The organism is Martinezella tropici (genome assembly GCF_003287875.1).
Classification (GTDB): domain Bacteria; phylum Pseudomonadota; class Alphaproteobacteria; order Rhizobiales; family Rhizobiaceae; genus Rhizobium; species Rhizobium tropici_C.
In genome coordinates this window covers 132,413-157,011 of sequence record NZ_QMKK01000061.1, presented here as the reverse complement: position 1 = coordinate 157,011, position 24,599 = coordinate 132,413, and the positions used below count along the sequence as shown (strand labels likewise).

The 24,599-nt window shown below is 58.9% G+C and carries 28 protein-coding genes and 1 pseudogene; 12 read left to right on the top strand and 17 right to left on the bottom strand.

From position 1 onward, the window contains the following. The first annotated feature begins 111 nt into the window (after positions 1–111). Together DQ393_RS31760 and DQ393_RS31755 are read left to right on the top strand one after the other, a co-directional pair. Positions 112–795 carry a BON domain-containing protein gene (locus DQ393_RS31760; protein ID WP_245430530.1) on the top strand — a complete coding sequence of 228 codons (684 nt, stop codon included), beginning with the start codon at positions 112–114 and terminating at the stop codon, positions 793–795. A 112-nt stretch (positions 796–907) separates the two neighbouring features. Continuing rightward, positions 908–1,345, top strand: coding sequence for a CBS domain-containing protein (locus tag DQ393_RS31755; RefSeq protein ID WP_112345647.1), 438 nt, complete (start codon positions 908–910; stop codon positions 1,343–1,345). A 96-nt stretch (positions 1,346–1,441) separates the two neighbouring features. On the opposite strand, the gene DQ393_RS31750 is transcribed toward DQ393_RS31755, so the two are convergent. The 6 genes from DQ393_RS31750 to DQ393_RS31730 all read right to left on the bottom strand — a co-directional run bounded on the left by DQ393_RS31750 (position 1,442) and on the right by DQ393_RS31730 (position 5,069). Then, the gene (locus DQ393_RS31750) at positions 1,442–2,773 is read right to left on the bottom strand and encodes a PQQ-dependent sugar dehydrogenase (RefSeq protein WP_112345646.1); all 1,332 of its coding nucleotides are present in this window, start codon (positions 2,771–2,773) and stop codon (positions 1,442–1,444) included. Further along, on the bottom strand, positions 2,770–3,390 hold the full coding sequence (locus DQ393_RS31745; RefSeq protein ID WP_348628037.1) for a DUF2231 domain-containing protein: 621 nt from the start codon (positions 3,388–3,390) through the stop codon (positions 2,770–2,772). Before DQ393_RS31745 ends, DQ393_RS31750 begins: the two co-directional genes overlap by 4 nt. A 23-nt stretch (positions 3,391–3,413) precedes the next feature. Then, positions 3,414–3,611 carry a hypothetical protein gene (locus DQ393_RS31740; RefSeq protein ID WP_112345644.1) on the bottom strand — a complete coding sequence of 66 codons (198 nt, stop codon included), beginning with the start codon at positions 3,609–3,611 and terminating at the stop codon, positions 3,414–3,416. A gap of 9 nt (positions 3,612–3,620) precedes the next feature. After that, on the bottom strand, positions 3,621–3,803 hold the full coding sequence (locus DQ393_RS31735) for a hypothetical protein (protein ID WP_112345643.1): 183 nt from the start codon (positions 3,801–3,803) through the stop codon (positions 3,621–3,623). A gap of 101 nt (positions 3,804–3,904) precedes the next feature. After that, positions 3,905–4,057, bottom strand: a complete 153-nt coding sequence (locus DQ393_RS33635; RefSeq protein ID WP_181592459.1) for a hypothetical protein — start codon at positions 4,055–4,057, stop codon at positions 3,905–3,907. 154 nt (positions 4,058–4,211) lie between these two features. Beyond that, positions 4,212–5,069, bottom strand: a complete 858-nt coding sequence (locus DQ393_RS31730; protein WP_112345642.1) for an SDR family oxidoreductase — start codon at positions 5,067–5,069, stop codon at positions 4,212–4,214. A 193-nt stretch (positions 5,070–5,262) separates the two neighbouring features. Between DQ393_RS31730 and DQ393_RS31725 the strand changes: the two genes are divergently transcribed. The 3 genes from DQ393_RS31725 (at position 5,263) to DQ393_RS31715 (ending at position 8,689) form a co-directional block, all read left to right on the top strand. After that, positions 5,263–6,027: an SDR family NAD(P)-dependent oxidoreductase gene (locus DQ393_RS31725; protein WP_112345641.1), complete on the top strand. Its 765-nt coding sequence runs from the start codon at positions 5,263–5,265 to the stop codon at positions 6,025–6,027. Between the two features lie 15 nt (positions 6,028–6,042). Beyond that, positions 6,043–6,480, top strand: a complete 438-nt coding sequence (locus DQ393_RS31720) for a PPC domain-containing DNA-binding protein (protein WP_112345640.1) — start codon at positions 6,043–6,045, stop codon at positions 6,478–6,480. Between the two features lie 115 nt (positions 6,481–6,595). After that, entirely contained in the window at positions 6,596–8,689 is a 2,094-nt protein-coding gene (locus DQ393_RS31715) for a catalase (RefSeq protein WP_112345639.1), read from the top strand. 88 nt (positions 8,690–8,777) lie between these two features. On the opposite strand, the gene DQ393_RS31710 is transcribed toward DQ393_RS31715, so the two are convergent. Continuing rightward, a complete protein-coding gene (locus DQ393_RS31710) occupies positions 8,778–10,565 on the bottom strand; it encodes a thiamine pyrophosphate-requiring protein (RefSeq protein WP_112345638.1) in 1,788 nt (595 codons plus the stop codon). A 252-nt stretch (positions 10,566–10,817) separates the two neighbouring features. Here DQ393_RS31710 and DQ393_RS31705 point away from each other — a divergent pair, with 252 nt between their 5' ends. After that, positions 10,818–11,021 (top strand): hypothetical protein, encoded by a 204-nt coding sequence (locus DQ393_RS31705; protein WP_112345637.1) that lies wholly within the window; start codon positions 10,818–10,820, stop codon positions 11,019–11,021. A gap of 58 nt (positions 11,022–11,079) precedes the next feature. Then, positions 11,080–12,180: a DNA topoisomerase IB gene (locus tag DQ393_RS31700; RefSeq protein ID WP_112345636.1), complete on the top strand. Its 1,101-nt coding sequence runs from the start codon at positions 11,080–11,082 to the stop codon at positions 12,178–12,180. A gap of 123 nt (positions 12,181–12,303) precedes the next feature. Here the strand turns inward: DQ393_RS31700 and DQ393_RS31695 are convergent, their stop codons facing one another. Further along, positions 12,304–12,633, bottom strand: coding sequence for a four-helix bundle copper-binding protein (locus DQ393_RS31695; RefSeq protein WP_112345635.1), 330 nt, complete (start codon positions 12,631–12,633; stop codon positions 12,304–12,306). Positions 12,634–12,817: 184 nt separating this feature from the next. Between DQ393_RS31695 and DQ393_RS31690 the strand changes: the two genes are divergently transcribed. Next, on the top strand, positions 12,818–13,423 hold the full coding sequence (locus tag DQ393_RS31690) for a hypothetical protein (RefSeq protein WP_245430529.1): 606 nt from the start codon (positions 12,818–12,820) through the stop codon (positions 13,421–13,423). A gap of 23 nt (positions 13,424–13,446) precedes the next feature. Here the strand turns inward: DQ393_RS31690 and DQ393_RS31685 are convergent, their stop codons facing one another. The 3 genes and pseudogenes from DQ393_RS31685 to treS form a co-directional block, all read right to left on the bottom strand. Continuing rightward, complete coding sequence (locus DQ393_RS31685; RefSeq protein WP_112345907.1) at positions 13,447–13,668, bottom strand: hypothetical protein; 222 nt, start codon at positions 13,666–13,668, stop codon at positions 13,447–13,449. 198 nt (positions 13,669–13,866) lie between these two features. Then, positions 13,867–14,100 carry a DUF2934 domain-containing protein gene (locus DQ393_RS31680; RefSeq protein WP_112345634.1) on the bottom strand — a complete coding sequence of 78 codons (234 nt, stop codon included), beginning with the start codon at positions 14,098–14,100 and terminating at the stop codon, positions 13,867–13,869. A gap of 308 nt (positions 14,101–14,408) precedes the next feature. Further along, a pseudogene (gene treS / locus DQ393_RS31675) lies at positions 14,409–16,055 on the bottom strand (maltose alpha-D-glucosyltransferase); the annotation flags it as partial. Between the two features lie 223 nt (positions 16,056–16,278). Between treS and DQ393_RS31670 the strand changes: the two are divergent. Then, the gene (locus DQ393_RS31670; RefSeq protein WP_112345632.1) at positions 16,279–16,566 is read left to right on the top strand and encodes a DUF3175 domain-containing protein; all 288 of its coding nucleotides are present in this window, start codon (positions 16,279–16,281) and stop codon (positions 16,564–16,566) included. A 67-nt stretch (positions 16,567–16,633) separates the two neighbouring features. Here the strand turns inward: DQ393_RS31670 and DQ393_RS31665 are convergent, their stop codons facing one another. Next, positions 16,634–17,053: an HD domain-containing protein gene (locus DQ393_RS31665; RefSeq protein ID WP_112345631.1), complete on the bottom strand. Its 420-nt coding sequence runs from the start codon at positions 17,051–17,053 to the stop codon at positions 16,634–16,636. 345 nt (positions 17,054–17,398) lie between these two features. Between DQ393_RS31665 and DQ393_RS31660 the strand changes: the two genes are divergently transcribed. The 3 genes from DQ393_RS31660 to DQ393_RS31650 all read left to right on the top strand — a co-directional run bounded on the left by DQ393_RS31660 (position 17,399) and on the right by DQ393_RS31650 (position 19,436). After that, on the top strand, positions 17,399–17,926 hold the full coding sequence (locus tag DQ393_RS31660; RefSeq protein ID WP_112345630.1) for a hypothetical protein: 528 nt from the start codon (positions 17,399–17,401) through the stop codon (positions 17,924–17,926). Positions 17,927–17,999: 73 nt separating this feature from the next. Continuing rightward, on the top strand, positions 18,000–18,161 hold the full coding sequence (locus tag DQ393_RS31655) for a DUF1328 domain-containing protein (protein ID WP_112345629.1): 162 nt from the start codon (positions 18,000–18,002) through the stop codon (positions 18,159–18,161). Positions 18,162–18,341: 180 nt separating this feature from the next. After that, the gene (locus DQ393_RS31650) at positions 18,342–19,436 is read left to right on the top strand and encodes a PAS domain S-box protein (protein WP_112345628.1); all 1,095 of its coding nucleotides are present in this window, start codon (positions 18,342–18,344) and stop codon (positions 19,434–19,436) included. 77 nt (positions 19,437–19,513) lie between these two features. On the opposite strand, the gene DQ393_RS31645 is transcribed toward DQ393_RS31650, so the two are convergent. The 5 genes from DQ393_RS31645 to DQ393_RS31630 form a co-directional block, all read right to left on the bottom strand. Then, the gene (locus tag DQ393_RS31645) at positions 19,514–20,014 is read right to left on the bottom strand and encodes a ferritin-like domain-containing protein (protein WP_112345627.1); all 501 of its coding nucleotides are present in this window, start codon (positions 20,012–20,014) and stop codon (positions 19,514–19,516) included. Positions 20,015–20,111: 97 nt separating this feature from the next. Next, on the bottom strand, positions 20,112–20,288 hold the full coding sequence (locus DQ393_RS33630) for a hypothetical protein (protein WP_169645414.1): 177 nt from the start codon (positions 20,286–20,288) through the stop codon (positions 20,112–20,114). 349 nt (positions 20,289–20,637) lie between these two features. Continuing rightward, complete coding sequence (locus DQ393_RS31640; RefSeq protein WP_112345626.1) at positions 20,638–22,923, bottom strand: xanthine dehydrogenase family protein molybdopterin-binding subunit; 2,286 nt, start codon at positions 22,921–22,923, stop codon at positions 20,638–20,640. Further along, complete coding sequence (locus tag DQ393_RS31635) at positions 22,920–23,909, bottom strand: FAD binding domain-containing protein (RefSeq protein ID WP_112345625.1); 990 nt, start codon at positions 23,907–23,909, stop codon at positions 22,920–22,922. Before DQ393_RS31635 ends, DQ393_RS31640 begins: the two co-directional genes overlap by 4 nt. Continuing rightward, positions 23,906–24,436 (bottom strand): 2Fe-2S iron-sulfur cluster-binding protein, encoded by a 531-nt coding sequence (locus tag DQ393_RS31630; protein ID WP_112345906.1) that lies wholly within the window; start codon positions 24,434–24,436, stop codon positions 23,906–23,908. Before DQ393_RS31630 ends, DQ393_RS31635 begins: the two co-directional genes overlap by 4 nt. Positions 24,437–24,599 lie beyond the last annotated feature (163 nt).

Below are 24,599 nucleotides of genomic sequence, written 5' to 3'. Positions count from 1 at the left end.
AGCCGACAGAAAGAAGAAGGACTACCGGGTTGGCACCTGGTCCATTCGACGTCGGCGCATTCGCCAATGGATAGAATGCAAAGCAAATCGAGATATCAAGGAGGACGACCCATGGCATATGGCTATGAAGACGGCAATGATCGGTACCGCAGAAACAGGGATCGCAACTATGGCAGCCGCGAACGGAATAATCCGGACTGGGATCGATATGGTTCGGAGTTCGATCGTCCCTATTCCTCCCGCGCATCGGATCGCTATTCCGCCGACGACCGGGATAGCTGGACGACGGACGATCTAGGCTATTCGGATTATGGTTATGGCGATCGCCGTAGCCTTCGCGCCTATCCCGAGCGTTCATTCGACGATCGCGAGAGGGGATATGCGCGACAAGCTAATTTCGACCGTTCCTCCGGCCGGCCCTCACGCGATCTCCCCTCACGCGATTTCATGGATCGCGCAGGCGATGAAATCGCATCATGGTTCGGCGACGATGATGCTGCTCGCCGCCGCGAGATGGACAAGTTTCGTGGCAAGGGGCCGAAAGGATACAAGCGCGCCGACGAGCGGATCCTGGAGGATGTCAATGATCGGCTGACCTATGCGCCGTCGCTCGACGCGTCCGAGATCGAGGTTTCGGTTGCGGGCGGTGAAGTGACCCTCGCGGGCTTCGTCTTCAATCGTCAGGACAAGCGAGTGGCCGAAGACATAGTCGACGACGTTTTCGGCGTCTCGCATGTTCAAAACAACCTTCGGGTCAAGACAGCCGGAGAAAGCGTCGGCGGCCTCGATACCTGATATCGGGGGCCTGTCCGCGCGCAAGTTCGGCCACGCCCAAATGGGCGCCGGCCCGTGCCATCGGCTTCAGACGAATAAGTCCGATGGCGCTAACGAAGAATGGAGGTCCATCATGCAAGTCAGTGAAGCTATGACACGAGACGTACGCATTGCGCGTCCCGACCAATCGATCCGGGATGCCGCTTTGATCATGGCGGATATCGATGCCGGCGTGGTTCCGATCGGCGATAATGACCGCCTGGTCGGCGTCATCACGGATCGGGATATCGCCATCCGCGCCATTGCCAGGGGCAAGGGACCGGACGCCAGGATTGCCGATGTGATGAGCTCCGATATCAAATACTGCTTCGAGGACGAAGAGATCGATCACGTCATGCAAAATCTCGGCGACCAGCAACTTCGCCGCCTTCCCGTGGTCAGCCGTGACAAACGCCTGGTCGGCATACTGTCTTTGGCTGATATCGCTGTGAAAGCCAGCGATGGGGCGGCCGGATCAGCGCTTTCAGGCATTTCGCGACCAGGCGGCAGACACTCGCAAACCGGCGTCTAATCGGAAGAGTTGCCGATTTCTTAAGCCTTGTCGATCGCCCGTCCCGATAATGGGGCGGGCGATCGCTTCGTATGATGTCCGGACGTTGCAGAGAGATCACGGCGCGGCGGCGCTAACGCGCCAAACCGTGTTGCCGACATCGTCGGCAATCAGAAGGGCGCCGGCATTGTCAACCGCAAGGCCCACCGGCCGTCCTCTTGCCTCGTTATCGCCGTTCAGAAAGCCGGTCACCACATCTTGCGGAACGCCTTTCGGCTGGCCGCCCGCGAAGGGTACGAAGATCACCTTGTACCCGTTGAATTGGTAGCGATTCCAGCTCCCGTGCTCGCCGACGAACGCGCCGCCGCGATAGGCCGCCGGCAGATTGGCGCGCGTGTAAAAAACCATGCCGAGCGGCGCCACGTGCGAACTCAGCGCGTAATCGGGAACGATCGCCTTCTCGACCAGATCCGGCCGTTGCGGCATGACACGGGGATCGATATTCTTGCCGAAATAGCTGTATGGCCAACCATAGAAACCGCCCTCCTTCACGGAGGTCATATAATCCGGCACGAGATTGGGGCCAAGTTCGTCGCGCTCGTTGACGACGGTCCAGAGGGCATGGGTCTCGGGTTCCCAGGACAGTCCGTTCGGGTTCCTGAGGCCATCCGCGAAAATGCGATGGCGTCCCGTAGCCCTATCGACCTCCCAGATGGAAGCTCGGTCCATCTCGGCCTGAATGCCGTTTTCCGTGATGTTGCTGTTGGACCCGACACCAGCGTAAAGCAGCGATCCGTCCGGACTGGCCACAAGGCTCTTGGTCCAATGGTGATCGATGGGGCCGCCCGGTAAATCGGTCAGCTTCGTTCCGGGCTCGGGGATACTTGTCTCCCCGGTCTTGTATGGGTAGCGCGTGATCTTGTCCGTCTCCGCGACATAGAGATCGCTGCCGACGAGGGCGACGCCGAAAGGAGAATTGAGATGGTCGAGAAAGACGCTCTTCGTTTCGGCAACACCATCGCCATCGGCATCGCGCAGAAGGGTGATGCGGTTGCTACCTTCGTTGCTGCCCGCAGACGTCGCCATTGCCTCGATCCAGCCCATGATCAGGTCCTTCGGCCGCTTGATCGAAGCTTCGGGCGGCGCGACCGATTCCACTGCAAGGACGTCACCATTCGGCAGCACATAGATCGAACGCGGGTGTTTCAACCCCGTCGCAAGTGCCTTGATCTGCAATCCTTGTGCAACCTGCGGCTTTTCGCCATTTTGCCAGCCGATGACCTTGGCGACATGCATTGGAGGAAAAAGATATTGCGTTTGCGCCGGCAGCGTCGGATTCGGTCCGATCTGGCCGGTCGGATCCTCTTCGTTCTGACTGCAGCCGGAAAGAACGGAGATCGCGCCAAAGACGAAGGCCGCGGCCATCGTCTGACTTGTCTTGAAGATCATGGTTCGACTCCCGGGTTTTCGTAGTCGATCAGTGCCCAGCGTATCCAGCCGCTGAAAAGGATGAAAACGACCGTCACGATGGAAAGGATGAGCCCCATGGGAACGACGGAAGTCCACGCATCACGGCTATGCACCAGCGCGTTGAAGAATGAGAGGACAAGGATAAGAGCATTGCAGATCACATAAGGCCATATTCGCCCTTGCATCGAGGAAAGTCGCCCGGCGAAAGCATCGACAGCGGCAGCGACGATCGCGACCAAGCCGAACAAGAGCCCGACCGCCAGCAACCATGCGGAGGCGTCGGCCCACATCATTTCGGCGGATTTCCAATAAGCGACATCCGTCGCCAACGCGCCGACGAAGCAGACCATTGGAATTGGAACGAGAAGAGTGTGAAAAGGGCGATATGAAGCATGACGCGTCACCTGAAGATATCGAACGACCATGGCGGTGTCTCCAATATTCCCGCAGAGATTGCTATCCAACTTCCGCCGATCTGCTTTGTTCCGGACTCGGCAAAGGGCGGATTCCCGAGGAATCTCATAGCCAAAACTTGAGCGTGAGACACAACCGTTCAAGCTGAAGCCCGCCACAGGCGAGCTTTTCGGTTTCAGCAAAAGCGGAAAGTCTTGAGGCTGTTCTACTTGCCGCCCTTCCGCTTGGGATCGTGGCTATGATGACGATCGCGTTCTCCGCCACCGCCGGAGACCTTGCTGCGGTCGCGCCGATCGGGCTCGGCAGGCGGCTTTGGAATATTCAATGGCGCCTTGGCATTTTCATGCGATGCGCCAGGGCCGCCCTGGCGGATACTGGCCGGCGTCTTGGTCGAAGTGGACATTGGCACCTCCTATCGATCCTGTTGATGACCCTGGTGGCTGGTGTTGATCCTGCTGTTTCCCTGCTGGCCCTTCTTCTCGGGATCGACGGACGTGTCAGGCCTGCGAGGATCGGATACGGACGGTCTGGCGTGATCGCCGACGCCCTTATCGCTCCGGTTTTCTTCGGGAACGGGTGGTGGTTTGCTGTTCATCATGTCCTCCTATCGTTGCTCTTGGTGAGACCCGCTGCGACATCCATCGAGCGGAAAATCGCGAAGCTGTGCGAGCCTGGAGAATGGCGGAGCGGGTCGTGTCACTGCGCCTGAGACGATGATGCGGCGCCAGGCGGAGCCGGCTCGCCGGGATGGAACTCGAAGGCGAAAAAGACGGCGATGACACAGGCAAGAACGAAAATCGTCGCAACGAAGATCATCATGCGGCGACGTGCTTGCGGCTCTCGGTCCATTTGGCCTCCTCACGAGCTTCTCGCCCGCGCACCAGGCGCGGTCATTTTCTCGGCATCATCTGACGGACAAAGGTTTAACCCGTGTCCTATCCATAATGTTCCCCCGGGATGACCGAGGTTGCGCGGCGCATGTCCGTGCAACGACGGTCCACCGTCATAGCAACGGTTTGCCTCCCGTAACGGCGACTGTGGTTCCGGAGACATAGCTCGAAAGCGGGTCGGCAAGCATGACATAGGTTGTTGCGAGTTCCACCGGCTGCCCGGGCCGCTTCATCGGCACCTGCTTCCCGAAATCCTTGACGGCGTCCTCCGGCAGTGTCGAAGGAATGAGCGGCGTCCAGATGGGGCCAGGCGCGACAGCATTGGCGCGAATGCCCTTTTCCGCGAGCAATTGCGCCAGACCGGCAGTGAAATTCTGGATGGCGCCTTTGGTGGTGGCGTAGGCGAGCAATGTCGGATTCGGGTTGTCCGAATTGATCGACGCCGTATTGATGATGGCGCTGCCCGGCTTCATATGAGCCACGGCCGCCTTGGTCAGATAGAACATGGCATGGATATTGACCTTGAACGTCAATTCCCACTCCTCATCGCTGATGTCGCCGATCTCGTGAAAGCTCGCCTGATGGGCGGCATTGTTGACGAGGATGTCGATCCCGCCGAGTTCGGCCACGGCCTTGTCGACGATATGGCGGCAATGCTTGGGATCCTGGATATCGCCTGCGACCAGTACCGCCTTTCGGCCCGCCTTCTCGACCCAGCGTCGGGTCTCATGCGCATCGTCATCTTCGCTGAGATAGGAGATCAGAATATCGGCACCCTCGCGCGCGAAGGCGATTGCGACCGCGCGACCGATACCGCTGTCGCCGCCGGTGATGATCGCCCTCTTGCCGGCAAGTCTCTCCGATCCGCGATAGCTCTCTTCTCCATGATCCGGTGCCGGATCCATGGCAACCGTATGACCGGGCATCGGCTGCTGCTGCGACGGGAATGGGGGCTTGGGATAGGTAACCATGATTGTCTCCGAATTCTGTGTGGTTTCGTCCTCGCTGGATTTCCTCGTTTCCGAACCCTCTCATTCGCGCCTGGTTCCACGATTGGCAAAATCCTCGGACGATCCAGCCCAGGAACCTTGGCGCCCCCTTGCAGTTCTGACCGCAAGACCAATTCCGGGTGATCCGCTTCATCCGTCTCGAAAGGATATTTCAATGCATCGTTTCAAGGAAAAGGTTGTTATCGTGACCGGCGCGGCTTCCGGGATGGGAGAAGCGACCGCCCGGCGGTTTTCGGAGGAAGGCGCCAGTGTCGTTCTTGTCGATCGCAATGCCGAGGCGCTGGGCAAGGTCGTCGCCGACCTGCCGCCCGAGCGCAGCATGACGCAGGTCGTGGACGTCTCGCAATCGGCAGCGGTCGATGCGATGGTGTCGGCGGTTGTGGATCGGTTCGGCCGGCTTGACGTCATCGTCAACAATGCAGGCGTCCACGAGGCGGGCGAACCTGCCGACATTTCCGACGAGCGTTGGCGCAATGTGATGGCAACCGACCTCGATGGCGTATTTTTCGGATGCCGTGCCGCCATTCCGCACCTTGAGAAAACAAAAGGTGCGATCATCAATACTGCATCCGTTTCAGGGACAGGAGGCGACTGGGGAATGAGCCCTTACAATGCCGCCAAGGGCGGGGTTGTCAATCTCACCCGGGCGCTCGCACTTGATCTTGGCAAGCAGGGAATCCGCGTCAACTCGGTGTGTCCAAGCCTGACGCGAACGGGCATGACCAAGGACATGCTCAAGGACGAAGCGCTGGTGGCTAAATTCACGCAGCGCATTGCACTCGGCCGTGTTTGCGAGCCGCACGAAGTCGCCGCCGTCATCGCTTTTCTGGCGAGCGACGACGCGAGCTTCGTCACCGGTGCCAATATTGCCGTCGATGGCGGGGTCTCGGCTTCCAATGGCCAGCCGGCGCAAGATTGAGCGGAGGTAAGTGTCATGAACTTCAAGAAAATCGAACTCCAGAACGGACAGAATACCTATATCGTCGTGCTCGATACCAATGAGGAAGCCTTCGCAACGCTCTCGGCATTCGCCACGGAGCAGGAACTGACCGCGGCCTCGATCACCGCCATCGGAGCGTTTGAAAGGGCGACGGTCGGCTGGTTCGATTTCGCAGATCGCAATTACCGCGAGATCCCGGTCCCGAAGCAATGCGAAGTGCTGAGCCTGGTCGGCGATATCGCCACAGGCGACGACGGCAAGGCAAGTCTGCATCTTCACGCGGTTCTCGGCCTGGAGGATGGTTCGACCCGCGGCGGCCACTTCCTCAACGGCATCGTTCATCCGACATTGGAAGCAACCATCGTCGAAACGCCCGCCCATCTGCATCGCCGCCGCCAAAAGGATCTTGGCATCGCGCTGATCGAGCTCTGAAGCCTATTGCCGCACCTCTGCGCCGGAACAATGCCGATCGGCAAAGGTTCGACCTGCCGAACCCGACACGAGGCCGAACCCGACACGAGCATGAATCCGGCGGAAGGAGAATACTATGGCGAGCGAGACGAATTTCGAAACATCGCGCGGTGAAGGCGGCGAGACGCATCAGCACATCGCGACGAAAGGACCGCATGACGGTGCCGATCATCTGACGACCAATCAAGGCATACGGGTTTCAGACAACCAGAACAGCTTGAAATCGGGCAAGCGAGGGCCGACGCTGCTGGAAGATTTCGTTCTGCGTGAAAAGATCTTCCATTTCGACCACGAGCGAATTCCCGAAAGGATCGTTCATGCGAGGGGTTCGGCGGCTCATGGCTTCTTCGAGCTTTACGAACCGCTTTCCGATATAACCCGCGCCGATCTGTTCCAGCGCAAGGGCGAGAAGACACCCGTTTTCGTACGATTTTCCACGGTTGCCGGCGGAGCGGGATCGGTCGACACGCCACGGGACGTGCGTGGCTTCGCCGTGAAATTCTATACCAAGCAGGGTAATTGGGATCTCGTCGGCAACAATATCCCCGTGTTCTTCATCCAGGATGCGCTGAAATTTCCGGATCTGGTGCATGCGGTCAAAATGGAGGCCGACAGGGCCTATCCGCAGGCTGCCACCGCTCACGACACCTTCTGGGACTTTGTCTCGCTGATGCCGGAATCGACGCATATGCTGATGTGGGCAATGTCCGACCGCGCCATTCCCCGCTCCTTCCGCATGATGCAGGGGTTCGGCATCCACACTTTTCGCTTCGTCAACGAGGCCGGCAAATCCACCTTCGTGAAGTTTCACTGGAAACCGAAGCTCGGCATCCAATCGCTGGTGTGGGACGAAGCTCTCAAGCTGCAGGCCGCCGATAACGACTATCATCGCCGCGATCTTTTCGAAGCCATCGCGGCAGGGCAATTTCCGGAATGGGAACTGGGATTGCAGCTCTTCGACGATGCCTTTGCCGAGAGCCTTCCCTATGATGTCCTCGATTCCACGAAAATCATTCCTGAAGAGATATTGCCGCTGAAGATCGTCGGGCGCCTGGTCCTCGACCGCAATCCGGATAATTTTTTCGCTGAAACGGAACAGGTGGCATTCTGCCCTGCCAATATCGTTCCAGGCGTCGATTTCACCAACGATCCATTGCTGCAGGGGCGCCTGTTCAGTTATCTCGATACGCAGAAATCCCGTCTCGGCACTGCCAACTTCCATCAATTGCCGATCAATGCACCAAAATGTCCGGTCATGAATTTTCAGCGTGACGGGCAGATGCAGATGGCAGTGCCGAAAGGGCGGGCCAATTACGAACCCAACAGCCTTGGCGCCGATGGCGAAGCCGGCGGCCCGCGTGAATGCCCCGTCAGCGGCTTTCAAACCTACGAGCATCAGGCTGGCGAAGCGGAGCAAGGCGACAAGTTTCGCATTCGCGGCGAGCTCTTTGCCGATCACTACAGCCAGGCCCGTCTGTTCTGGAAGTCGCAGACACCGTCGGAGCAAGCCCATATCGCCTCGGCATTCGTCTTCGAATTGTCGAAGGTGCAATTGGAGCAGGTGCCTCCTCGCATGGTCGGCAATCTGATGAATGTCGACAGCGGGCTTGCCAATCGCGTTGCAGCCGGCCTCGGTCTGGTTATGCCTCAGAAGAACGCGCCGGCGCGCGAACCGATCGATCTCGACGCATCCCCTGCCCTGTCCATTCACAGGAATATGAAAGAAACCCTGGAGGGGCGAAAAATAGGCATACTGATTGCCGCCGGGAGCGACGCCAAAGCGGTCGCCGATCTTGTCGATCTGTTGAACGAGGCAAAGGCAACGCCCTTCCTCGTAGCGCCGAAGGTCGGCGATACGAAGCTTTCCGACGGCAACACGATCAGAGCCGACGGACAACTTCTCGGGTCGCCTTCGCAGATCTTCGACGCAGTGGCCGTCATCCTTTCCAAGGAGGGTGCCGCTGCGCTCGCCAAGGAGGCGGCCGCCGTGCAATGGGTGATGGACGCGTTCGGGCATTTGAAGGCGATCGGTCACGACGCTCCGGCCAAAGCGCTTCTCGACAAGGCGGGCATTCAGCCCGATGCTGGCGTCGTCGATCTTGCCTCATTCCCCGGGGCTGCAGCCAAGCGCTATTGGAATCGTGAGCCGGGATTGCGCATGCTCGCCTGAACGGTAAGGCCTTCATGTTGCCGGAAGGCCTTCGTTCGGCGACAGTCGGCGCCCGCCGGACTCTTGGGTTCGGCGGGTGTTGTTTTGCCTATTTGCGGCCAGGGAGAATGGCACTGAGCGCCTGCCTCAATGTACCCTTGACGACGCCGCTTTCCTCCGGATCTCCCTTCAGCAAGGCGGCAGCGAGATTGCTCATCTGCTCGAACGTCAGATGCGGCGGAATGGGAGGCACCTCCGGATCGGTCTTGACCTCGAGCACGACGGGACGTTCGGCGGCGAGCGCCTCATCCCACGCGGCCCCAAGGCTCTCGGGGCGGTCGACAAAGATGCCCTGCAGGCCGATGAGATCGGCAAAACGATGATATGGAACATCCGGGATGCGCTGGGAGGCATCGAATTTCGGATCGCCTTCCATGACGCGCTGTTCCCAGGTCACCTGGTTGAGATCCTCATTGTTGAAGACGCAGACCACCAGCCGGGGATCGGGCCAGTTTCGCCAATATTTTGCAGCGGTGATCAGCTCGGCCATGTTGTTCATCTGCATCGCGCCGTCACCGACGAGCGCAATGACGGGCCTGTCCGGATGAGCGATCTTGGCCGCGATCGCATAGGGAACGGCCGCGCCCATGGACGCGAGACCGCCGGACAGGGAAGCCATCATGCCGCGCCGCATGCGCAGATCCCGGGCATACCAGTTGGCGCAGGAGCCGGAATCGCTGGTGACGATCGCCCGATCGGGCAGGCGGGGCGAAAGCTCCCAGACGACGCGCTGCGGATTGACGGGATTTGCCTCCACATGCGCCCGTATCTCGAGCGTTCTCCACCATTTGCCGACATCGGCTTCGATCTTCTTGCGCCAGGAAAGATCCTGCTTCTGCGTCAGGAGCGGCAGCAGCGCCTCGAGAGTTTCGCGCGCATCGCCGACCAGATTGACCTCCATGGGATAGCGCAGGGAAAGCATGTCCGGCCGTATATCGATCTGAACACCGCGCGCATCGCCTTCTTCGGGAAGGAATTCCGAATAGGGAAAGCCGGAGCCGATCACCAGCAGCGTATCGCAATCGCGCATCAGGTTCCACGAGGGCTCGGTTCCCAGAAGGCCGATCGAGCCCGTGACCCAGCCGAGATCATCAGGCAGCGCTGCCTTGCCGAGCAACGCCTTGGCGGCGCCGGCGCCGAGGCGATCCGCAACAGCAATCACCTCCTCTGTCGCTCCGAGCGCACCGGCACCTACAAGTATCGCCACCCGCTTGCCGGCATTCAGCACCTCGGCGGCACGAGTCAGATCGATTTCATGCGGCACGGTTCTCGGCGCCGTATAGCCGATGCCCGACATCACGGAACCATGTTTGCGCGGCGGTGTTTCATAGGGCATTTCCTGCAGATCGTTCGGCAGGATGACGGCGGTCACGGTCTTGTTGGCAAGAGCGATACGCACGGCACGATCGATCAGGTGTCGGATCTGTGCGGGGGCGGCTGCCTGGTGGACAAAATTGCCGGCGACATCCTTGAAGAGCGAGGCGAGATCGACCTCCTGTTGATAGTGACCGCCGATGGCACGGCGGGCTTGTTGGCCAACCAGTGCCAGGACCGGTTGATGATCGAGCCGCGCGTCGTAGAGGCCTGTCACCAGGTGCGTGGCACCGGGACCGGAGGTCGCGATGCAGACCCCCAATTCACCGGAAAACTTCGCATAAGCCGACGCCATGAAAGCCGCCATCTCCTCATGACGGGCCTGAATGAACTCGATCTTTCCCTCTGCACGATTCAACGCACCGAAAAGACCGTTGATGCCATCTCCCGGATAGCCGAACATGCGCCGCACGCCCCAATCGTAAAGGCGCTGCACGATGAAATCGCCAACCGTCTTTGCCATGATCTATCTCCGCTTGTTGCGCGTCGCCATTCCCCGACGCGGATGGCGCCCAACAAGCGGACCCTGCTTATGTTCCCGTAAACAGCGGGAGATAGGCGGTTCGCTATGAGGCCTGAACGATCCCCGTGCGATCACCCCACGGCCCAGCTTTGCCCCAGCCGAAAGGAACAATGCGCCACGCGGACGGTTTCATTGGCGAAAGCGAGACGTCGGGATGATCTGACGCATCGAACCGCCCGAAAGGAAACCGCGATGAAACATCAGCAGCCACGCGACGGCGCACCCGGGACCACGGACCAATCACCGCGATGGGAGGGACCGGCCGGATCGAAGCCGGCCGGATATCTTCCCGCCAAGGATGGTGGAGAAAAAGCGCGCGATGCGCATGGCGAGAATATCGACCATCCCCGCAAGCGGCGCGTCTCCGACGCATTGAAACAGAAGGGCGACGATTGACGGCGGTGCACAGGTGAAAACGGAGACCATTATCCCCGGTGACCCCGGAGACGCAACGATGGTGGAAGGCCGCCTCGAGCGGGATTCGGTGGACCATACCCCAAAAGATCGATCGGATAAGCAGATCGACAATCGCTCCGCCTCTGAAAGCGAAGAGATCGTCTATCTGGCAGGTCTTGAGACGGGCATAACCCGTAAAAGAAGAGGCGCGGGCTTCGTCTACCATGATCCACGGGGACAAAGAATAACCGACCCGACAGAGCTCGAGCGGCTATCCGCTCTCGCCATTCCTCCCGCCTATACGGATGTGATCATATCGCCGGATCCGAACAGCCATCTGCAGGCGGTCGGCCGCGATGTCCGAGGGCGCAAGCAATATCGTTATCACCCAAGCTGGATCGCCATCCGCGAAAGCGAGAAATTTGCGCAACTGGCTGAGTTTGGACGATCGCTGCCGGCCATTCGCAAGCGCGTCGACGCCGACCTCCGGCGACGCAAGCCGAGCTTGACGAAGGCGCTCGCAACGGTGGTCACGCTGATGGACAACCTTTTCATCCGTATCGGCAATGAGACCTACGCGCTTGAAAATGGTTCCTATGGCTTGACGACGCTGCGTGGCCGCCATGTCAAAGCGATCGGATCGCGCCTGCAGTTCCGCTTCAAGGGCAAGTCCGGCAAGGAATGGCGCCTCGATGTCGCCGACAAGCGGATCATCCGCGCCATTCGTATGCTTCAGGAACTGCCCGGCCAGCATTTGTTTCAATATGCGGACGAAAATGGGCTGACCCATCCGATCCGCTCGCAGGACGTCAATGCCTATATTCGCGAAGCGACGAACTGCAACTTCAGCTCGCGCCAATTCCGCATATGGGGCGCAACGCGCATGGCGGCAACAGCGCTTTCGGCGATCGAGCCGGCGGAGACGGCAAGAGAAAGGGCAAGACAAATCAATGAGGTCATCGACAGCGTCGCCGCGAAATTGGTGAACACGCGCGCCGTCTGTCGCAGCTCCTACATCCACCCTCGCGTGTTCGAGGATTTCGACAGTGGCCGTCTAGCCGAGATCACCAAAATGCGGGTGCGAAAAAGCTCGGCCATTCTCAAATGGATGGATGAGGACGAATTGGCGGTGCTGCGCTGGCTGGAAACATTAGACTAAACTTTTTCCGCTTTTCTTCGAAGCGCGAAAACGCTCTATCCTTTTGTTGTGACGCAGTTCGAACGGAAAATCGCTGTGCCCATTTCCGGGTATTGCTTTAAGCGGCGGCCGCGATTTCGATTCTCACGCCGCCATTTGCCGGCAGCTCTCGGCACATTGCCGGCAACTATCGACGCAATCCGCCATGTCGCCGATGCGCTCGCAATCATCGGCGCATTCAAGGCAGATCTCCGCACATTCGCGGCATAGATGGGGATGATGACTAGAGCCGATCAGCATGAAATATGCGGCGGCCTGGCAGATCTCCGCGCAGGACATCATCAAGCGGAAATGGGCAGGTTCCGTGTGCTTGCCGCCAGCCTCCAGGCAATGAAGCATGGCCGTTGAAAGGCAGCGGCTGTAACAGCGCAGACAAGCCTCGACACATTGCTGTACGTTGGAATCCAGTTGCATCGTCGTTCTCCTCGACTTTCTTGCCCAGCCGCTCGGGGATGCCGTCGAACCGGTGGCGGAGCCGATTGTTCCCCTGCCGCCGGGAACTCGATGCGCCTTCAATTGGCGGCGTAAGCGCGGAACATGTTGTCTTTCAGATAGTTAAATCAGCAGGCGCTCGTTCCCACACGAAAGGAGATGGCTCATGCCGATGATCGCCGGAGTTTTCGATGACTATTACGATGCCAAGCTCGCCGTCGAGCTGCTGGAGGATGCCGGAATTGCACCGAAGGACATCTCCATCATTTCCCGCACGCTTGATGGTCGCAGGATCGACGAAGGAGAAAATCAAACGGCGGCGGATGCGACGACGGGCTCCGGCATCGGAGCCGCGGCAGGTGCCGCAGGCGGCCTTTTGGCCGGTCTCGGCGCCATCGCGATTCCCGGTATCGGTCCCGTCGTCGCCGCAGGCTGGCTTATCACGACGCTGATCGGCGCTGCGGGCGGTGCCGTCCTCGGCGGCGCAACGGGAGGTATCATCGGAGCGTTGACCGGTTCAGGCATTTCGGAAGAGGACGCCAACGTTTACGCCGAAAGCGTACGCCGCGGTGGTGCGCTGGTTATCGCCCGTGTCGGACAGGCCCAGCTTCCGCTTGCAAATGAAATTCTCGACCGGGTGCCGCGGATCGATGTTGCTGCGCGCCGCACATTCTACCACCAAAGCGGCTGGGACCAATTTGACGAGAGGCGCGGTGTTTACGATCCGCCGGATCGTGATCCCATACATTATGCTCCACCGCCCCGCGTATGAGGCCAAGCGTGGACGGCAAGCCATCAGGCTCGGATGTCAGCCGCCTTCGCCAAAAGCAGAAGCTGCTTCTCATCGCGGATGCCCTTTTGATACAGCTCTATGATCAGCGCTGCCGCGGCTTCCGCTTCTTCGCTATCGCGCTTGGCATCGCGCTCGAGGAGGAAAGCGTCGAAGGCGCGCTGGCAAAGCTTAAGTTCGGCCGGCGTCAGCGGATATATTTGCGTTTGCAGGGATTTCCGGATCATTGCGTTCTCTTTTCTGTAAAGACCATCCGATACGGCGGCAGCGCTGCTGAGAACCGCCGGCATTGAGGTCGGCAGCGCTGACGTTCGATCCCGCCGTCTTTCGCTCGCCTCGCCGGGACGAGACACCTACGCCCGAACAGACGCGCAGAGCGGAATGGAAAACAGCAAAGCACTGCTCCAGCTTCGAGGGTTCTACCCCTAATGTCGCGGCTTCTGCTTGGCCGAAAGCACCGGCGGCGCTTGCGGTGGTGTCGTGGCCTGCGTCACGGCCTCTGTCTCATCCATTTCAGGCTGCTGCTGGCCGTCTTCGGCAAGGATCTCTTGGGCTGCACGATGCCAATGGACAAGGTCCTGTCCATCCGGCTGACCCTCGTCCTGCCATATTTGATAGGCGCGCAAGCGTACGGCTTCTTCCTTTGAAGTCTGGTTCATCGATCACAATCCCTCGGGTGATATATCGGCAAGGCCCAACTCCGCTCACGGCAAGCCCGCGTCGTCGGCCTGCTCACCTCGAACATTCCGGACGTAAAACCCTTGCGTCCCTGGAAGTGCTCTGACTCTACCGAACTGCGGTACCGCTCCGATGTTCCACGGGATCCGTTATTTTTGGTGGGAATGCTGCTATTTCAGGGATTCCGGCGAGGGCATGGGCATCATGAGCGCCGGCTGCGTATGAGCATGCGCCAGAATGGTGGCCGTCAGGTGCCAAGCCTGGCAACGCACGCTCACTTGGAGCGGCGCTCCAAGCGTAGCCAAAAATATCCATAGGGCTGAAATGTGAGCATATAGGGGCGCTTGCCAATGGCCGGGAATGGCGCACCGCCAAACAATTCCCTCGGGCGCTGATCCGCATACTGGCGCAGATCGAGATCGGCGGCTTGCGGAACTTTCGACAGGTTCGCGACACAAAGCACATGGTCGCCGCCGTATTCCCTGACATAGGCGATGACGGCGGCATTATCCGTATCCACGAAACAAATATGACCTCGTGCGAAGGCCTCATGCCTGGAGCGGATTGCCAAAGTGCGGCGAATCCAGTTCAGCAGAGAATGCGGGTCGTTCTCCTGCACCTCCACATTGATGGCGCGAAATCCATACCGGGCATCGTCGATGGGCGGAAGCGCGAGGGTTTCCGGATCGCCATTCGAAAACCCGCCATTTCTACCGCCGGACCATTGCATCGGCGTGCGGACACCGTTCCTGTCGCCCAATTCGACATTGTCGCCCATGCCGATTTCGTCACCATAATAAAGGACGGGACTGCCCGGCAGCGAAAGCAGCAGCGCCTGCAGAAGCTCGACGCGACGCCTGTCCTGATCCATCAAGGGCGACAGACGGCGCCGGATGCCGAGGTTGAGCCGCGCGCGCTCGTCGGACGCATAGGTGTCCCACATGAAATTGCGCTCGGCCTCGGTGACCATTTCCAGCGTCAGCTCATCATGGTTTCTGAGGAAAATGGCCCATTGGCAATCCTCCGGAATATCGTGGGTCTGCTCAACAATCGTCACGATCGGCTGGCGGTCTCCCGTGGCGACCGCCATAAATATGCGCGGCATCAGCGGAAAATGGAAAGCCATGTGGCATTCATCGCCCTCTCCGAAATAATCCCGTGCCTCATCCGGCCACTGATTGGCTTCGGCAAGAAGAATGACGCCAGGATAGCTGGCATCGAGGGTCTTCCTGATGCGCTTGAGCAGTTCATGCGTTTCTGGAAGATTCTCGTTGTTGGTGTTTTCCCGCTCGACCAGATAGGGAACGGCGTCGAGGCGAAAACCGTCCACCCCGAGATCAAGCCAGAAACGCATGATGTCCAGGAGCGCTTCGATGACCTCGGGATTGTGATAGTTGAGATCCGGCTGATGCGAATAGAATCTGTGCCAGAAATAGGCCCCGGCGACGGGATCCCAGCTCCAGTTGGATCTTTCGCTGTCGACGAAGATAATGCGCGTGTCGGCAAATTTATCGTCCGTGTCGGACCAGACGTAGAAATCCCGCTCCGGCGAGCCGGCGGGTGCATGTCTCGCACGTTGAAACCAGGGATGCTGATCGGATGTATGGTTGATGACCAGCTCGATGATCACGCGCATCTTGCGCGCATGGGCAGCGTCTACGAAGACCTTGAAGTCGGCAAGGCTGCCGAATTCCGGGCTGATGCTTTTGTAATCCAGGACGTCATAACCATCGTCGCGCTGGGGAGACGGATAGAAGGGCAGCAGCCAGATCGCGTTGACACCAAGCGATGCCAGATAGTCCAGTTTCTGGGTAAGACCCTCGAAATCACCAAATCCGTCATCGTTGGCGTCGAAGAAGGATTTGACATGTAGCTGATAGATTACGGCATCCTTGTGCCAGGACGGATACCGAAGCTCACGTTCAGTCCTGTTCAATCGGCTGCTCCTCGGGCAATCCCTGTTCGCCAATCCCACTCTTCTGGAATTAATGTCGCCAACGGCCTCTTCAAGGCCACCAATTGTGAATGCCAGCTTCGAAGCTGAAGTTCGACCGGCTGATATACCGGGAACCGGGGAGAATTCTGCGTGTTTGGCTTGATACCATGGGAAGCCCTGACGCGGCTGCCCTTGTGGGCGCCATCTCAAGGAGGAAGGTACGATGTCAAAAAAGAAATCGAAAAAATGGTCGCAGCATGTGACGGACAACAGCGACGCGATGGATCTCGACAAGGGCGTCTTCAAACAGCGCAGCGCCAAGAAGATCGCGGATTCTCTCAAGCAATCCTCCGAGCAAAGCCATCGTCGCAAGTCAGGCCCATTTCAATCGGCGATGTCCATGTTGAACTTCTATATCAACCGGGCAGGCGACCAGCTCTCCAAGTCGAGACGGACAACGCTGGAAAAGGCAAAGACCGAGTTGCGCAAGGATTTCGGCCGCAAACCCTAGATCTCATCTGCGATCGGCTCTTGCTCGGATGGAACAGCGGAAATGCTGGCTCAGGGGCGAATCGAAGCTAAATCTTCGCCATAATCCCAATCAAGATCTGCAAACCGCGCTGATATTTCTCTCCGCTTTTGCCGATCTGCTCGCTTTGCCACAGATTGTCCTCCAAATCGGCCTTTTTCACCGGTAGTGCCAATGCATTCGACGCCGCCCGTGTGACGAATTCGTCATACGGCTCGTCCGATCGCCGCGTCAATGCATCCACGGCGGAGATGATCTTTGGCGGAAAACCCTCTTCTCTCAATCGATCGAGCGTCCATCCCCTTCCTTTCTCGACGACATCGTGAAGATAAGCGACGGTACGGGCGTCATCCCCGGAAACGAGAAGTGCGATTCGCTGGCAATGCTCGAAGAAAGGGCGCCCCGTCTTGTCGGTCTGTCCCTCATGCGCCTCGAGCGCAATCTGTATGGCTTGGTCAAGGTGCTTCATGACATTCAATGCCTCCAGTCATCGCGGATACCGGCCGAACGGACACAATAAATCGGATTGCAAGGATATCTGAACTTCGTGAATGCCCGAGGAAGGTGTCCTGGAATGCCGAAGCCGACATCTTACCCTCCTTTTCGATGGACACGAAGACCGGCAACATAGGAGCCTCCCCAAGGAAGCGCATTCTCCGAAATCAGCCAATGAACCAAGTTCAAAACGGATTGTTCCCTCTTCGCCGCCGCGCGGCGCCAGGATCGCTGTCTATTTTCATCGCAACTGAGTGCCTGCCATGCTGATGCCGAATTTTTCTGGTCTTGGCTACCTACGACTTTGGAAGGGCGCCTCATGGAATTCATCAATCGTTATGTCGACCGACCATTGCTTGATTGCGGAGCGATGGCGCTGCGGACGTGGCACGAGCAAACAGGCCAATCGCCGCAGAAACTTGCTCCTGTCTGGAATCTCTTCGTCATTTTGTCGCTTCTGTCCGCAAGCAGCCTCTTCCTGGCAGGCACAGCCTACGGGATAACACTCGCCGGTCTGCTGATGCTCTCCATTCCTTCGCTCCGGATGCTGGCCCTCGGTCGCAGCACGACGACCTATAATATCCGTGCCTATCGTGCGCTGGCGGCCATTGCGGTTCGCAAGCGTGAGGCCGAATGGGCTGTTCGCCTGACGGTGCTGTTCACCTCGGTCATCTTTCCATTCTGCGTCCAGGTGGACGATCAGACGACGGCATTGTTTCTCCTCGGCGCCAGTCTATGGTTCGCACTCAGCGTGCCCGCGAGACTGTATTTGGAAGCCGCCGAACCGCCGCCGCCGGCTGATGATAGCCGCAAGGCTTACTCGCGGGAAGCGAAGTTTGCCGCTTAGCCCCTCATCACTAACGATGGAACAAAACTGATAGCTGCTTCGTTCTCCATTTCAGCAACAAATGGAGAGTAAGATGCTTTACTACGCGTTGGTATTTCTCGTCGTAGCCCTGATCGCGGGCGCCCTCGGATTTGGTGGCATCGCCGGCGCGTCGGCGTCAATTGCTCAGGTGCTGTTCTTCATCTTCCTGTTATTCTTCGTTGTCACGCTGGTCATGAATGTGATGAGGCGTTAGGCTCGAATGGCCGGAGATGGTTTCCGTCTCCTGGGTGCGAGAACCGAACGCCCGATTCCCGCATGAGCTGAGCATGAAGGCCCCTTGCGTCCGGCAGCCGGCTGCCCCATCTCCTTGAGTATCGAAAAATACAGGAGATGGTGGTTCACCAAAACGGCGGACGGAAACGGGAGGCAGCGAATGCGTGAAGAGGCACCTCGTCTACTGAAATCGACAGATTTCCAACAAGATACGGCAACAACTTCCTCATCATCAAACACGGTCGTCTCGCCTGCGGAACCCGGTAGCGCCGGCGCTCCTTTGGCGCAGGCCCTGCTCGCGGCGATCGTCGAGAACTCCGACGATGCGATCGTCAGCAAATCCCTCACCGGGCACATCACGAGCTGGAACCGAAGCGCTGAACGGCTTTTCGGATATACCGCGGACGAAGCGATCGGCCAGCATATTTCCATTATCATCCCCGCAGACCGACTGCATGAAGAAGACGTTATCATCGCCAGCATTCGCGGCGGAAAGAGGATTGAGCACTATGAAACCGTCCGCCGCCGCAAGGATGGGACCTTGCTGGATATTTCGCTGACGGTTTCCCCGGTCCGCGATAGCCATGGCAGCATCGTCGGAGCTTCGAAAGTCGCCCGCGACATTTCAGAGCGCAAGCGCGCCACCGAACGTCAGGTCCTTCTGCTTCGTGAAATGAACCATAGAATCAAGAATATCTTCGCTATCGCGAACGCAGTGATCGGCTTGAGTGAGCGCACGGCGACAACGGTCCACGAACTTGCACGCGACGTGCGCGCCCGGATAAGCGCGTTGGCGATCGCAAACGAGCTCACCCTCCCCGATGTCGGATTAGCCGAGAGCTGTCTGTCGCAGGAAACAACGCTCTTCGCCCTCGTCAAGGCTCTCTTTGCCGCCCATCAAGTCGACGGCGTGGAGCGCATCTCTATAAGAGGCCAGGATGTCCCGGTGCGCGGGAACATGCTGACGTCGCTTGCCTTGCTGCTGCACGAATTCTCGACGAACGCGACCAAGTACGGAGCCTTATCGGCACCGGAGGGCCGCATTGAAATCGAGGTGCGCGACGATACGGACTTCTCGCTCATCTGGAGGGAAATCGGAGGGCCTGCCGTCCATCAGCCCGACGGTCCTGGCGGCTTTGGTTCGCAGCTCGAAAAAGCAACGATCGGGTCGCTTCAGGGATCCATCGAACGCGAATGGAATCCGGCGGGACTGAAAATTTTCCTACGAATTCCCTCGGCTATTCTGCGCCGTTAGCAGAGTGCTTTCATGTTTGATCGCGAGCGATGCGCTGCCTCGGCAGCGCATCGACGCATGAAAATGCGGCCAGGTTTCTACGCCGCTCTTTTCGCCTTCGCGTTCGCGGCCGTTTCCGCGAGCTTAGTAAGCTTCTGGTCGGTCGCTTTTTCTTCCGCCAGCGTCTGCTGAAGAAGGGGCACTGCGTCCTTCAACCCGAGTTGCTTGGCCCATTCGATCAGAGTACCGTAGCGGGCGATTTCGTAGTGCTCGACAGCCTGGGCGGAAGAGATGAGGCCAGCGTCGAGAGCGGGCGTACCCTTGAACTCTTCGGTGATCTCGTCGGCTTCGGCTATGATGCCCTGGATCGCCTCGCATGTCTTGCCCCGTGCCGGCTTCCCCAGCATTTCGAAGACCTGCTCCAGGCGCTCGACATGACCTTGCGTTTCATCGCGGTGGTGCAGAAAGCCTTGCTTGCCTTCTTCTGCCTGCGCCGCACGCGCCATCTTGGGCAGGGCCTTGAGAATTTGCTTCTCGGCGTAGTATATGTCTTTCAGAGTATCCAGGAACAGATCGTTCAACGTTTTCTCGGATGCCATTGTTTCCTCCAACGATTATCGGTGAGTTCTTTCGGGCGGCTGGCTTCCTACCGCCCGCAGAGAAAGACCGCCTGCGCGGCATTGCATGAAAACTGAATCACGAGTTCTTGTGACTCTTCTGGCCGGCCTTCACATGTTGTTCGTGGCTGCCACCACGCGTTCCCTCTTTTGACTGCTCGTTCCGAGATGAAGCTTGCTGCTTCGTGCCGGTATTCTTGTGGCTCTGCTGGCCAGCCTTGACATGCTGATCATGTGAACCGCCTTGAGTTGCCATGTTCTTTCTCCTTAGTTTGATTGCGAGACATTGTCGGTCTCGACTTCCAAACAGACGGGTTAGGCTTTGGTTCCATGAAGACTTTCAAAAAATACTGTCTTCCTATTTCACCAATGAATGCAGGCGACACGGGGCAGCGGTCTTTCCCATCCAGATAGCTTCGTTCTCAAGAGCTGCGTATTCGCCATCATGCGAAATACCTACTCGACAGACTATAACCGGCGAAAGAAGTCCGGATAGATGCACAGCTACCGCCGCCGAAACATGCCGCCTGCTCCCACAATCTTGCGAATTCTTCATTGGCGGATACCACGCGATGTGATCCGCTTAGTTTAAGGCTACACTTACGTTAGATAATTTTATCAAGTGTGATCGGTAATTCACGAATACGCCTGCCGGTCGCGTTAAAGACGGCATTGGCGACGGCGGCCGCCACGCCCGTTATGCCGATCTCGCCGATCCCCCGCGCTCCCATCGGTGCCTGCGGATCGGCGACATCAGTATAGATGATATCGATCTGCGGCACGTCCATCTGCACGGGTACATGATATTCGGCAAGCGAGGCATTGACGATGCGGCCCGTTCGCTCATCGAAATTCGTCTCTTCCGTCAAGGCGAGACCAATTCCCATGACGATGCCTCCCTTGAACTGGCTGGTGGCCGTCCTGGCATTCAGAATTCGCCCGGCATCGAATGAACCGAGGAAGCGCGTAACCCGAATCTCTCCGGTAATCTCGCTGACGCGGACTTCGCAGAATTGCGCACCGTAGGAGTGCATGGAGAAAGCCTCCATCTCGGCCGGCTGCGGTGCTTCGGCCTGGCAGACAAGCTCATTGCGGCCGGAACGACGGAGAATCGATTCATACGTCTCGAAGCGGTCGGCATCATCGCGATGACCGATCCCTCCATCGCGCGGCTCGACATCGGTAAGCGAAAGGCCGGCGAGCGGCGAGGCATTTCCTGCAAGCTTGATCAGCTCTTCGATGAAGACTTCCGTCGCGGCGATGACCGCGCCGCCGATCGAAGCCGTCTGAGTCGAGCCGCCGGCGATGATGCCGCGAGGCAAGGCGCTATCGCCATATTCGAAGGTGATGCGATCGGCCGGGATGCCAAGACGCACGGCGATATGCTGTGTCTGCGCCGTTGCCGTTCCCATACCCATGTCGTGAACCGCCGTCGAAACCGTGACGCGGCCGTCAGCCGTCAGCCTGATGCTTGCCGCAGTTCCGGGAAAGCGATGATAGGGATAGGTCGCAGTCGCACAGCCCATGCCGATCAGCCATTCCCCTTCGCGCCGCCGGCGCGGCTGCGGATCGCGGCGATGCCAGCCGAATTGCTTGGCACCCTTCTCATAGGCCTGGAGCAAATGACGCGAGGAGAAGGGCTTTTCGCTCGTTGGATCCTTTTCCGGCTCGATGCGCCTGCGCAGTTCGACCGGATCGATGCCAAGCTTGTCGGCCAGTTCGTCCAGCGCGCATTCCAGCGCAAACGTCCCGACGGCTTCGCCAGGTGCGCGCATGAAGGTATTCGCCAGCATATCCATGTCTGCAACCTCCTGGGCCAAGCGGAAGCTTTTGGCGGCATACAGATGCCGGGCCGGAAAGGTGAACTGCTCTGGGCAGGAATTATGCAGCGTCATCGCGACGATGCCGGTATGAACAAGCGCATTGAGCGTTCCGTCGGTGTTGGCGCCCAAGGCCACGCGTTGCTCCGTCACCGTACGGCCGCCGACAAGACGGAAGACGCCCTCGCGCGACAGCATGACACGGACCGGGCGCTGCGCGAGTTTGGCGGCCGCGCATGCCAGGATCTGATGATCCCACAGGCATTTGCCGCCGAAACCTCCGCCGACATAGGGAGAGGTCACGCGCACCTTGCCCGGATCGATGCCGAAAATATCGGCGAGTTGTCCCGCGGTCAGATCGATCATCTGTGTCGCATCGTGCACGCGCAGTTCATCGCCTTTCCAGACGGCCGTCGCGGCGTGCAGTTCGATTGCATTGTGATTGTACCGAGGCGTCCGATAGATATTGTCCACCTGAACTTCAGATGCCTTCAGGGCAGCTTCCGCATCGCCGATGTCCAGGATCGGCGGCTGGCCGAGCAATGTCTCCAGCTGACGCGGCTTCCTCTTGGCCTCCTCAAAGGACGTGACCGCCGGAAGCGGAGCATAGTCCACCGCGATCAGCGATGCCGCATGGTCGGCTTGCTCCTGCGTTTCCGCGAGAACCACCGCGACAGCCTGGCCGTTCCAGTGGATTTCGTCATTCTGCATGACGGGCAGGTCGCTTGCGCCGGCGGCCGAGGGCGAGGACATCATCAGGGACGGCGCTTTCATCCGGGGCGCATTCCGGTAGGTCATCACCAGTGCGACGCCGGGCGCCTTTTCGGCAGCGGCAGTATCAAGCTCCGTTATGCGGCCCCGCGCGATCTTGCTGAAGACGAGAGCGGCGTAGCACATGTTTTCATAAGGATATTCGGCTGCAAAACGGGCCTTGCCTTCAACTTTGAGCGGCCCGTCGACGCGTGAGATCGGCCGTCCGAGCGCACCGTGCTTGCGCAGCAGCGGATCGGATGTGACAGCCGGCTGCCATTTACCGGGGATTCCTTTCGGGGTATCGGATTGTACGCTCATGCGCCCTCTCCCTTCAACTCATCGAGAACGGCGACGATCGTTCGTTTCGCCAGCTCGATCTTGAATCCGTTATCCTTCAGCCCAATCGCCGCGGCGAGTTCCGCTTCGGCTGCCGCGCGAAAGCTTTCGACATTGGCAGGTGCGCCTTTCAGGACCGCTTCGGCCTTCAAGGCGCGCCAGGGCTTGTGGGCGACGCCGCCGAGTGCCAGGCGGGCATCGTGCACCTTGCCCGCCTCGTCGATGTCGACGGCGGCGGCGACGGAGATCAAAGCGAAGGCATAGCTTGCCCGGTCGCGCACCTTGCGATAGGTGGAACGCCGGGCGAAGGGAAGCGGCGGAATTTCCACTGCGGTGATCAGTTCGTTCGGCTGCAAGTCTGTTTCGATATCGGGCCTTTCTCCGGGCAATCTATGCAGATCCAGGAAAGGCATGCTGCGCAAGCCGATAGGACCCTTCAGGTGCAGCCTCGCATCCAACGCGGCAAGCGCAACGCACATGTCGGACGGATGGGTCGCGACACAGGAAGGCGAAGCGCCAAGGATCGCATGATAGCGGTTGAAACCGTCTCTGGCGTCGCAGCCGTCACCCGGATGCCGCTTGTTGCAATGAGCCGCATCGTCATAAAAGTAACGACAGCGCGTGCGCTGCAAGATATTGCCGCCGACGGTTGCCATGTTGCGGATTTGAGCGCTTGCCCCCGCAAGAATGGAGCGGGAAAGCAGTGGCAAGGCCGAGCGGACGTAGGAATCTGCCGCAAGCGCGGTGTTCTTTGCCGCGGCGCCGATCAGAAGACTGCCGTCGGAGCGTGGCTCGATGTCGGCGGGCAATTGCGTGATATCGATCAGCATGTCCGGGCGTTCGATATCTTCGCGCATCAGATCGACGAGATTCGTGCCTCCCCCTAGATATCGCGGCGCGTTGCCGGCTTTGGCAAGATCGATGGCGGCGGCGGCGTTGGATGCCTGCTCGTAGGAGAAGAGGTTCATGCCCGTACCCTCCTCTCGTTCTCGCTTTCACTTTCCGCGAAGGTCTGCGAGATGGCCTCGACAATGCCGTTATAGGCGCCGCATCGACAGAGATTGCCGCTCATTCGTTCGCGAAGCTCGATCTCATCGAGAACGACGCTCGCTGCCGAAAGGTCCTTCGTGGCCGCACTCGGCACGTTGCGATCGACCTCATGCATCATACCGATCGCGGAGCAGAGCTGCCCCGGCGTACAATATCCGCATTGAAAGCCCTCGCATTCGACGAAAGCCTGTTGCAGCGGATGAAGCCCGCTTTCCGAAGCAATACCCTCGATCGTCGTGATGCTGCGGCCCTGATACTGGATTGCGAGCGCCAGACAGGAATTGATGCGCTCACCGTCGACCAAGACGGTGCAGGCGCCGCAAGCGCCCTGATCACATCCCTTCTTTGTGCCGGTAAAGCCAAGGATATTGCGCAGCAGATCGAGCAGCGATGTGCGAATATCGGCTTGCACCTCAACGTCTTCACCGTTGATCGTGAACTTCATGATCTTTGCCTCCCTGATGGCAACCGATGCAGATCGGGTAATAGCGTCCAGCCAGTGTTTCCAGGCCGGCATCTGATCGTGGACCTCACGCGCCTTTGCCTGGCAGCCGGGGCAGAGCAAGCTTGCTCATCTCGAAGCCTCCGCTGCTGCCTGAGCGACAACC